This window comes from Cupriavidus gilardii (assembly GCF_008801915.1).
Classification (GTDB): Bacteria; Pseudomonadota; Gammaproteobacteria; order Burkholderiales; family Burkholderiaceae; genus Cupriavidus; species Cupriavidus gilardii.
This window is the reverse complement of sequence record NZ_VZOV01000002.1, coordinates 608,986-619,389: the sequence shown is the minus strand read 5'-3', so window position 1 is coordinate 619,389 and position 10,404 is coordinate 608,986. Positions and strand designations below refer to the sequence as shown.

General features: G+C 69.0%; 5 protein-coding genes and 2 pseudogenes. 2 read left to right on the top strand and 5 right to left on the bottom strand.

From position 1 onward, the window contains the following. The 5 genes and pseudogenes from F7Q96_RS05615 to F7Q96_RS05595 all read right to left on the bottom strand — a co-directional run. A pseudogene (locus tag F7Q96_RS05615) lies at positions 1-343 on the bottom strand (hypothetical protein); the annotation flags it as partial. Positions 344-403: 60 nt separating this feature from the next. Beyond that, positions 404-1,312, bottom strand: coding sequence for an AAA family ATPase (locus tag F7Q96_RS05610; RefSeq protein ID WP_151022216.1), 909 nt, complete (start codon positions 1,310-1,312; stop codon positions 404-406). A 163-nt stretch (positions 1,313-1,475) separates the two neighbouring features. Beyond that, positions 1,476-2,327 (bottom strand): FAD binding domain-containing protein, encoded by an 852-nt coding sequence (locus tag F7Q96_RS05605; protein ID WP_053821069.1) that lies wholly within the window; start codon positions 2,325-2,327, stop codon positions 1,476-1,478. Between the two features lie 98 nt (positions 2,328-2,425). Next, positions 2,426-4,795, bottom strand: a pseudogene (locus F7Q96_RS05600) (xanthine dehydrogenase family protein molybdopterin-binding subunit); the annotation flags it as partial. 13 nt (positions 4,796-4,808) lie between these two features. Next, a complete protein-coding gene (locus tag F7Q96_RS05595) occupies positions 4,809-5,303 on the bottom strand; it encodes a (2Fe-2S)-binding protein (protein ID WP_053822977.1) in 495 nt (164 codons plus the stop codon). 407 nt (positions 5,304-5,710) lie between these two features. On the opposite strand from F7Q96_RS05595, the gene F7Q96_RS05590 reads away from it, so the two are divergent. Together F7Q96_RS05590 and F7Q96_RS05585 are read left to right on the top strand one after the other, a co-directional pair. Next, on the top strand, positions 5,711-6,289 hold the full coding sequence (locus tag F7Q96_RS05590) for a YqaA family protein (protein ID WP_053821071.1): 579 nt from the start codon (positions 5,711-5,713) through the stop codon (positions 6,287-6,289). 131 nt (positions 6,290-6,420) lie between these two features. Continuing rightward, a complete protein-coding gene (locus F7Q96_RS05585) occupies positions 6,421-10,395 on the top strand; it encodes a DUF3683 domain-containing protein (RefSeq protein WP_151022214.1) in 3,975 nt (1,324 codons plus the stop codon). The last annotated feature ends 9 nt before the right edge of the window (positions 10,396-10,404 follow it).

Below are 10,404 nucleotides of genomic sequence, written 5' to 3'. Positions count from 1 at the left end.
CCGGCGGCTCGCGCGCCGCCAGCGCCTCGGCGAGCCGGTTGCTGCGGCGGGGCGGCGGCGCGCCGGCCTCGACGCGCGGCAGCAGCAGCGCGCGCAGCTTGCCTTCCCAGTCGGGGTCGCGCCAGAACAGATCGAAGGCGGCGTCGAACAGCGGCCGCTGATCGGGCCCGGACAGCATCAGCGCGGCCAGCGTGGCATGCACCTCGTCGCGCCGGCCCAGGTCGACGTGCCGCAGCGCCTGCAGCGCGTCGATGGCCTGCGCCGGCGACAGCGGCAGGCCGGCGCCGCGCAGCAGCCGCACGAAATGGGTGATATTGCGCGCCAGCACCGGCAGCACGGGCACGGTACGCTCCGCGGCCGGGCCGTCCGGCGCCGTCGCGGCGGCTGGCGGGCGCGGCGCCACTCAGCGCTCCCCGGCCGGCTCCGTCGGCGTGCCGGCCAGCAGCTCGGCCACCGTTGGCCCGTCGACGCGCGCGAGATCGTCCTGGTATTTGAGCAGCACGCCGAGCGTATCCCGCACCGAGTCGGGATCGAGTTCGGTCACGCCCAACGCAGCCAGTGCGCGGCACCAGTCGATCGCCTCGGCGATGCCGGGCGCCTTGAACAGGTCGATGCCGCGCAACCGTTGCACGAAGTCGATCGCCTGGGTCTGCAGCGCCGCCGCGGCCTCGGGGGCGCGGGCCGCGACGATGTCCAGTTCGCGCTGGCGCTCGGGATAGCCGATCCAGCGATAGAGGCAGCGGCGCTTGAGCGCGTCGTGCACCTCGCGCGTGCGGTTCGACGTGATCACGATCAGCGGCGGGCGCTGCGCGGCGATGCGGCCGATCTCGGGGATCGACACCTGGTATTCGGACAGCACCTCGAGCAGGAAGGCCTCGAACGGTTCGTCGGCGCGGTCGATCTCGTCGATCAGCAGCACGCGCGGCACCGCGGGGGCGGCCGGGTCCGGCAGCAGCGCCTCCAGCAGCGGGCGCTTGAGCAGGAATTCGTCGCGGTACAGCGATTGCGCCTCGGGCCGTTCGCCGCGCGCCTCGGCCAGGCGCAGCGCCATGATCTGGCGCGGATAGTCCCATTCGTACAGCGCGCTGGCGGCGTCGAGCCCTTCGTAGCACTGCAGCCGCAACAGCTTCGTGCCCAGGCCCGTGGCGACCGCCTGCGCCAGCGCGGTCTTGCCGACGCCCGGTTCCCCTTCGAGAAACAGCGGGCGCTGCATCTTCAGCGCGAGGAACAGCACGGTCGCGGTCTCGCGGTCGGCGAAGTATTGCTCGCGCTGGAGCAGCGTCAGGGTCTGGTCGATCGAAGCGGGCAGCATGAAGGCGAGGTCTGGCGAGGTCGGGCCGGGTCGGGTCGGGCTATGGCTGGCGATGGCTGGCGATGGCTGGCGATGGCGGGCGGCGTGCTGATGAACGTGATCCGGTCAGCGGCGGGAGGCCGCGGCGAAACGGCGGACCGGCGAGCCGGCCCGCCGTTTCGCTTCAGGGCGATGGCGAGGAAGTGTGCGGGGACGATTGCCCCAGCGCCTGCTCGACCGCGCGCCCGGCCAGCACCGGGATTAGATGCGCCCGGTACTCGGCGGACCCGTGCAGATCGTCGTTCAGGCCCTCGGTCGGGATCGTCACCGCACGCGCGGCCGCCGCGCTGAAGTCGGCCGACAGCGCCCGCTCCAGCGGCTGGCAGCGGAACACCGCGTCGGCGGCGCCGGTGACGGCAACACGCACGTCGCCGCTCCCATCGCCGCCGGTGCCGAAGCCACGCGCCACCATCACGCCGACCAGCGCAAAGCGCGAGGCCGGGTTGCGGAACTTGACGTAGGCGGCCTGCCGCGGACAAGGGAAGCGCACCGCGGTGATCAGCTCGTCCGGCTCGAGCGCGGTCTCGTACATGCCGACGAAGAAATCGTCGGCGGCGATGCTGCGCCGGTCGGTCACCACGGTGGCGTTCAGGCCGAGCACCGCGGCCGGATAGCAGGCGGCCGGATCGTTGTTGGCGATCGAGCCGCCCAGCGTGCCGAGCGCGCGCACCTGGCGGTCGCCGATGCCGCCGGCCAGCGCCGCCAGCGCCGGCAGCCGGCGCTTGACCTCGGGGTGCGCCTCGACATCGGCGTGCCGCGCGCCGGCGCCGATCACCAGCGTGTCGCCTTCGATGCGGATGTCGCGAATGCCGGGAATGCGGTTGATATCGACCAGCGTCGACGGCGCGGCCAGACGCAGCTTCATCGCGGCGATCAGGCTCTGCCCGCCCGCCACGATCTTCGCATCGGGGTCGCTGCGCAGCAGCGCGGCCGCCGCCTGGACATCGGTCGCGCGTTGGAACTGGAATGCGTACATGGATGTCTCCTCGCGCGTCAGATGGTCCGGGCCGCCGTGGCGGTCTGGTCGGCGGTCTGGCCGGCAGCCGGGGAGGCCCCCAACGCGCCGTCGCCCTGCCGGGCCGCGTGGATCGCCTGCCAGACCCGGTGCGGGGTGGCCGGCATCTGCAGGTCGCTCACGCCCAGCGGCGACAGCGCGTCGATCAGCGCATTGATGAAGGCCGGCGGCGAGCCGATCGCGCCGGCCTCGCCGCAACCCTTGACCCCCAGCGGATTGTGCGTGCACGGCGTGCCCTGCGCGGTCTCGACGGTGAAGTCCGGCAGATCGGCCGCGCGCGGCATCGCGTAGTCCATGTACGAGCCGGTCAGCAGCTGGCCGCTGTCGCCGTCGTAGACGCACTGCTCGAGCATCGCCTGCCCGAGCCCCTGGCCGATGCCGCCGTGCACCTGCCCCTCGACGATCATCGGATTGATGATGTTGCCGAAGTCGTCGACAGCGGTGAACTTGACGACCCGCGTCTCGCCGGTGTCCGGGTCGACCTCCACCTCGCAGACATAGGCGCCCGACGGATAGGTGAAGTTGGTCGGGTCGTAGAACGCGTTCTCGTTCAGGCCGGGCTCGAGCCGGTCCAGCGGGTAGTTGTGCGGCACGTAGGCCGACAGCGCGACCTCGCCGAAGGTCTTGCTGCGGTCGGTGCCGGCCACGCGGAACACGCCGTTGCTGAACTCGATGTCGTCGGCCGATGCCTCGAGCAGATGCGCGGCGATCTGCCTGGCCTTGGCCTCGATCTTGTCGAGCGCCTTGACGATGGCCGAGCCGCCGACCGCCAGCGAGCGCGAGCCGTAGGTGCCCATGCCGAACGGCACGCGGCCGGTGTCGCCGTGCACCACCTCGACCGCGTCGAGCGGAATGCCGAGCCGGTCCGCCACCACCTGCGCGAAGGTCGTTTCGTGTCCCTGGCCGTGGCTGTGCGAGCCGGTGAAGACCGTCACGGTGCCGGTCGGGTGGACGCGGATCTCGCCGACCTCGAACAGGCCGGCGCGCGCGCCGAGCGCGCCGGCGATGTTCGATGGCGCCAGGCCGCATGCCTCGATGTAGCACGAGTAGCCGAGGCCGCGCAGCTTGCCGCGGCGCTGCGCCTCGTCGCGCCGCGCCGGGAAGCCGGCCACGTCGGCCAGTTCCTGCGCGCGCTGCAGGCAGGGCTCGTAGTCGCCGGTGTCGTAGGTCAGCCCGACCGGCGTGGCATAGGGGAAGCTGCGGATGAAGTTGCGCCGGCGCAGTTCGGCCGGATCGATGCCGAGTTCGCGCGCCGCGGTCTCGACCAGGCGCTCGACCACATAGGTCGCCTCGGGACGGCCCGCGCCGCGATAGGCATCGACCGGCGCGGTATTGGTGAACACCGCGGTGACCTCGGCGTAGATCGCCGGGGTCGCGTACTGGCCGGCCAGCAGCGTCGCGTACAGGATGGTCGGTACGCTGGAGGCGAAGGTCGACAGGTAGGCGCCCATGTTGGCGGTCGTGTGGACGCGCATCGCCAGGAACTTGCCGTCGGCATCGAGCGCGAGCTCGGCGCGCGTGACATGGTCGCGGCCGTGGGCGTCGGTCAGGAAGGACTCGGAACGCTCGGCGGTCCACTTGATCGGCCGCTTGACCTTCTTCGACGCCCAGGTCAGCGCGACGTCCTCCGGATACAGGAAGATCTTCGAGCCGAAGCCGCCGCCGACATCGGGCGCGATCACGCGCAGCCGCGATTCCGGCAGCCCCAGCACGAAGGCGCCCATCAGCAGCCGCTCGACGTGCGGGTTCTGGCTGGCGACGTACAACGTATAGCTGTCGTCCTGCCGGTTGTAGCTGGCGTTGACCGCGCGCGGCTCGATCGCATTGGGCACCAGCCGGTTGTTGACGATCTCCAGCGTGGTCACGTGCGCGGCCTTGGCGAACGCGGCATCGGTGGCCGCGCGGTCGCCGTGGCCCCAGACGTAGCAGGTGTTGGCCGGCACGTCGTCGTGCACCAGCGTGGCGGCCGACGTCGCGTCGGCGGTGCGCACTACCGCCGGCAGCTCCTCGTAATCGACCTCGATCTTTTCGGCGGCGTCGCGCGCCTGCTGCAGCGTCTCGGCCACCACCAGCGCGACCTGGTCGCCGACATGGCGGACCTTGCCCTGGGCCAGCACCGGATGCGGGGGCTCCTTCATCGGCGAGCCGTCGATGCTGTGGATCAGCCAGCCGCAGGGCAGGCCGCCGACCTTGTCGGCCGCCATGTCGTCGCCGGTGAAGACGCCGATCACGCCCGGCGAGGCCATCGCCTCGCGCGTGTCGATCGAACGGATGCGCGCATGCGCGTAGGGCGAGCGGACGAAATAGCCGTAGCTCTGCTGCGGCTGCACGATGTCGTCGGTGTACTGGCCGATGCCGGTCAGGTAGCGATAGTCTTCCTTGCGCTTGACGGAGGCGCCGACCAGCCGTGGGGTCTCGGGTGCGTTCATGGCAGGCTCCTCCTTACTCGGCCGCGGCGGGCACGGAGGCGCCGGCCATCGCGGCCTGCCCCTGCTGCACCGCGCGCACGATGTTGTGATAGCCGGTGCAGCGGCACAGGTTGCCGTCCAGATGCGCGCGGATCGTCGCGGCGTCGGCGTTCGGGCGCTCCTGCACCAGCGCGGTCGCGCTCATCACCATGCCGGGCGTGCAGAAGCCGCATTGCAGGCCGTGGCAGTCGCGGAATGCGGCCTGCATCGGATGCAGTTCGCCGTCGGGAGCCAGCCCTTCGATGGTGGTCACCTGGGCACCGTCCGCCTGCACCGCCAGCAGATTGCACGACTTCACCGCCCGGCCATCCAGATGCACGGTGCAGGCGCCGCATTGCGCGGTGTCGCAGCCGACATGGGTGCCGGTCAGGCGCAGCTGTTCACGCAGGAATTGGACGAGAAGGGTGTGGGGTTCGACCTGGGCGTCGACGGTCTTGCCGTTGACGGTCAGGCGGATCGGAATCGCCATGCTGGTCTCCATGTGGGTGGACGCACATGGCCGGCTCCGGACATCCCGCGTGTATCCCGAAAATGCGCGATGACTGCCCGGAACAGGCTACGGCGCGGTGCTGCCGCTTGTTGGAACGCGGCTATTTCGTGATGGTGGTGCAGCGAGTGTTACAGCAACGATGCAGCTAACGATGCAGCGGTCAATCCGGGCGACGGGCGATCCGTCGCGGCCCATCGGCCGTGAACGTTCGGGCCGAAAAGGCTCTAACAGTAAATCACAAATCCCGGGGGTGTGCCATGCGGGTTGCCCCGCTTGGCCGCTTGCTAGAATGGCCGGCCGCGCGAGCCGGCTCGTCCGGCATGACGGCCGGGCCGACGGCCGCCGCTTCGCGCTCCGATCCCTCGACCGAACCACCGCATTCATTGATGGAAGGCCTGATCGACTGGCTGTTCGACACCGCCGCGCTGCCCAAGGTCGGGCTGAGCGCGATCTTCCTCGTCAGCCTGCTGTCGGCGACGCTGCTGCCGGTCGGTTCCGAGCCCGCCGTGTTCGGTTATATCAAGCTCAATCCGGACATGTTCTGGCCAGCGTTGCTGGTGGCCACGGCCGGCAATACTGTCGGCGGCGCGATCGACTGGTGGCTCGGCTACGCGGCCAAGCTCGCCCTGGTGCGCTACCACCTGCGGCGCCAGCATCGCGAGCACGAGCGCGAGCATGCCGAGCACCGCAAGCATCCGCGCAAGCCCCGCAAGCCGCCGCTGGACGCGCGCTACTTCCGCTGGATGCGGCGGCTCGGCCCGAAGACGCTGCTGCTGTCGTGGCTGCCGATGCTTGGTGATCCATTTTGCACATTGGCCGGGTGGCTGCGCTTGCCGTTCTGGCCGAGCCTGGGCTATATGGCGGTCGGCAAGCTGCTGCGCTATCTGGCGATGACCAGCGCGCTGCTGTGGATTCCGGACAGTTTCTGGCAGGGGCTGGGCGACATCATGCGGGGCTGGTTCTAGCGGCCGCGCCCCTGTCCCCTGCGCGGGTATGGGATTGTTGCGCTGCGGCAAAATTGGCCGTTGCAGTACAATCGCGCTTTAGTTGACGACAGGCGCACCGTCCCCGTGCGCCGCATGCCGCGGTCCCGCCCATGAATGCCCCACTCGTGCTCGACGCCAAGCTCGCCGCGCAGGACGCCCCTCCGCGCCTGCGCGAGATCCCCTATAACTACACCTCCTTTTCCGACCGCGAAATCGTGATCCGCCTGCTGGGCGAGGAGGCCTGGCGGATTCTGGACGAGCTGCGCGGCGAGCGCCGCACCGGCCGATCGGCGCGGATGCTGTACGAGGTGCTGGGCGACATCTGGGTGGTCCGCCGCAATCCGTATCTGCAGGACGACCTGCTGGAGAACCCGAAGCGCCGCGAGATGCTGATCTCCGCGCTGCATCACCGGCTGGCCGAGATCGAGAAGCGCCGCGCCGCCGATCGCGCCGAGCACGCCGAGCCGGCCGCCGAGGACCGCTCGCACCGGGTCGAGCAGCTGGTCACCTTCGCCCGGCAGGCCATCGAGGAATTCAAGCGCGAGTTCACCGACGCCTACGAGCTGCGCAAGCGCGCGCTGCGCGTGCTGGGCCGCGTCACGCAGAAGGACAACATCAAGTTCGACGGGCTCTCGCGCGTGTCGCACGTGACCGACGCCACCGACTGGCGCGTCGAATACCCGTTCGTGGTGCTGACCCCCGATACCGAGGAAGAGATCGCCGGGCTGGTCAAGGGCTGCTTCGAACTGGGCCTGACCATCATTCCGCGCGGAGGCGGCACCGGCTATACCGGCGGCGCCGTGCCGCTGACGCCGCTGTCGGCGGTGATCAATACCGAGAAGCTGGAACAGCTCGGACCCGTCGAGCAGACCGAGCTGCCTGGCGTGCAGGGCAAGGTCGCGACGATCTTCTCCGGTGCCGGCGTGGTGACGCGCCGCGTCGCCGACGCGGCCGACAAGGCGGGCCTGGTGTTCGCGGTCGACCCGACCTCGATCGACGCGTCGTGCATCGGCGGCAACGTCGCGATGAACGCCGGCGGCAAGAAGGCCGTGCTGTGGGGCACCGCGCTGGACAACCTGGCCTGGTGGCGCATGGTGGATCCGGAGGGCAACTGGCTCGAGGTCACGCGGCTGGACCACAACCTGGGCAAGATCCACGACGTGCCGGTCGCCACCTTCGAGCTGAAGTGGTTCGACGGCAATCGCGCCCCGGGCGAGAAGCTGCTGCGCAGCGAGACGCTGGCGATCGAGGGCCGCAAGTTCCGCAAGGAAGGGCTCGGCAAAGACGTCACCGACAAGTTCCTGGCCGGGCTGCCGGGCGTGCAGAAGGAAGGCTGCGACGGCATCATCACCAGCGCGCGCTGGATCCTGCATCGGATGCCGCGCCATATCCGCACGGTCTGTCTCGAGTTCTTCGGCCAGGCGCGCGACGCGATTCCGAGCATCGTCGAGATCAAGGACTTCCTCGATATCGAGTCGAAGACGCCGGGCGGCGCGATCCTCGCCGGCCTCGAGCATCTGGACGAGCGCTACCTGCGCGCGGTCGGCTACGCCACCAAGAGCAAGCGCAATGCCTTTCCGAAGATGGTGCTGATCGGCGATATCGTCGGCGACGACGAGAACGCGGTCGCGCGCGCCACCTCGGAAGTGATCCGCATGGCCAACGGCAAGAGCGGCGAGGGCTTCGTCGCGATCAGCCCCGAGGCACGCAAGAAATTCTGGCTCGACCGTTCGCGCACCGCCGCCATCGCGCGCCATACCAACGCCTTCAAGATCAACGAAGACGTGGTGATTCCGCTGAACCGGATGGGCGAATACACCGACGGCATCGAGCGTATCAATATCGAGCTGTCGATCAAGAACAAGCTCAAGCTCGCCGACGAGCTCGAGAGCTTCTTCGCGCGCGGCAACCTGCCGCTGGGCCGCAGCGACGACGCCAACGAGATCCCCAGCGCCGAGCTGCTGGAGGACCGCGTGCAGCAGGCGCTGACGCTGCTGCGCGACGTGCGCGCGCGCTGGATCTATCTGCGCGACAACCTCGACACGCCGCTGACGCAGGCGCGCGCCGCGCTGATCGGCCATGGCCTGGGCCTGCTGGGGCAGGCCTTCGAGGCGCGCCTGATGCAGCAGCCCGATGCCACCGTGTTTCATCTGCTGCAGGACCGCACGATCCGCGTGTCGTGGAAGAACGAGCTGCGCGCCGAACTGCGCAAGATCTTCAACGGCGGCGAATTCAAGCCGATCCTCGACGAGGCGCAGAAGATGCACAAGCAGGTGCTGCGCGGCCGCGTCTTCGTCGCGCTGCACATGCACGCCGGCGACGGCAACGTGCACACCAACATCCCGGTCAACTCCGACGACTACGACATGCTGCAGGACGCCCACAAGGCGGTGGCCCGCATCATGGCGCTGGCGCGTTCGCTCGATGGCGTGATTTCCGGCGAGCACGGCATCGGCATCACCAAGCTGGAGTTCCTGACCGAGGAAGAGATCGGCGACTTCCGCCAGTACAAGCAGCGGGTCGATCCGCAGGGCCGCTTCAACAAGGGCAAGCTGCTGCCCGGCGCCGACCTGCGCAATGCCTATACGCCGTCGTTCGGGCTGATGGGGCACGAGTCGCTGATCATGCAGCAGAGCGACATCGGCGCGATCGCCGACAGCGTCAAGGACTGCCTGCGCTGCGGCAAGTGCAAGCCGGTGTGCGCGACCCACGTGCCGCGCGCCAACCTGCTGTACAGCCCGCGCAACAAGATCCTGGCCACCTCGCTGCTGATCGAGGCCTTCCTGTACGAGGAGCAGACGCGCCGGGGCGTGTCGATCAAGCACTGGGACGAGTTCTCGGACGTGGCCGACCACTGCACCGTCTGCCACAAGTGCGTGACGCCGTGCCCGGTCAAGATCGACTTCGGCGACGTGTCGATGAACATGCGCAACCTGCTGCGCAAGATGGGGCAGAAGAAGTTCAACCCCGGCACCGCGGCGGCGATGTTCTTCCTGAACGCGACCAATCCGCAGACCATCAACATGACCCGCAAGGTCATGATGGACTTGGGCTACAAGGCGCAGCGCGCCGGCAACGAGCTGATGAAGACGCTGGCGCGCAAGCAGACCGCGCATCCGCCCGCGACGGTCGGCAAGCCGCCGGTGCGCGAGCAGGTGATCCACTTCATCAACAAGAAGATGCCGGGCAACCTGCCCAAGAAGACCGCGCGCGCGCTGCTCGATATCGAAGACAACGAGATCGTGCCGATCATCCGCAATCCGAAGGCGACCTCGGTCGAGAGCGAGGCGGTGTTCTACTTCCCGGGCTGCGGCTCGGAGCGCTTGTTCTCGCAGGTGGGCCTGGCCACGCAGGCGATGCTGTGGCACGTCGGCGTGCAGACCGTGCTGCCGCCGGGCTATCTGTGCTGCGGCTATCCGCAGCGCGGCACCGGCCAGTTCGACAAGGCCGAGAAGATCGTCACCGACAACCGGGTGCTGTTCCACCGGGTCGCCAACACGCTGAACTACCTCGACATCAAGACGGTGGTGGTCAGCTGCGGCACCTGCTACGACCAGCTCGCCGGCTATGAATTCGAGAAGATCTTCCCGGGCTGCCGCATCATCGATATCCACGAATATCTGCTGGAGAAGGGCGTCAAGCTCGAGGGCGTGACCGGGGCGCGCTACATGTACCACGACCCCTGCCACACGCCGATCAAGACGATGGACCCGACCAAACTGGTCAACCAGCTGATGGGCGGCAACGGCGAGGCCGGCAACATCGAGAAGAACGAGCGCTGCTGCGGGGAGTCGGGCACGCTGGCGGTCACGCGTCCGGACGTGTCGACGCAGGTCCGCTTCCGCAAGGAAGAGGAAATGCGCAAGGGCGCCGGCAAGCTGCGCGCCGACGGCTTCGACGGCGACGTCAAGATCCTGACCAGCTGCCCGTCCTGCCTGCAGGGCCTGTCGCGCTACAACGAGGATGCCTCGGTGCAGGCCGACTACATCGTGGTCGAGATGGCGCGCCATCTGCTGGGCGAGAACTGGATGCCCGACTACGTCGCCGCGGCCAACGCCGGCGGCATCGAACGGGTGCTGGTGTGAGGGTCCGGC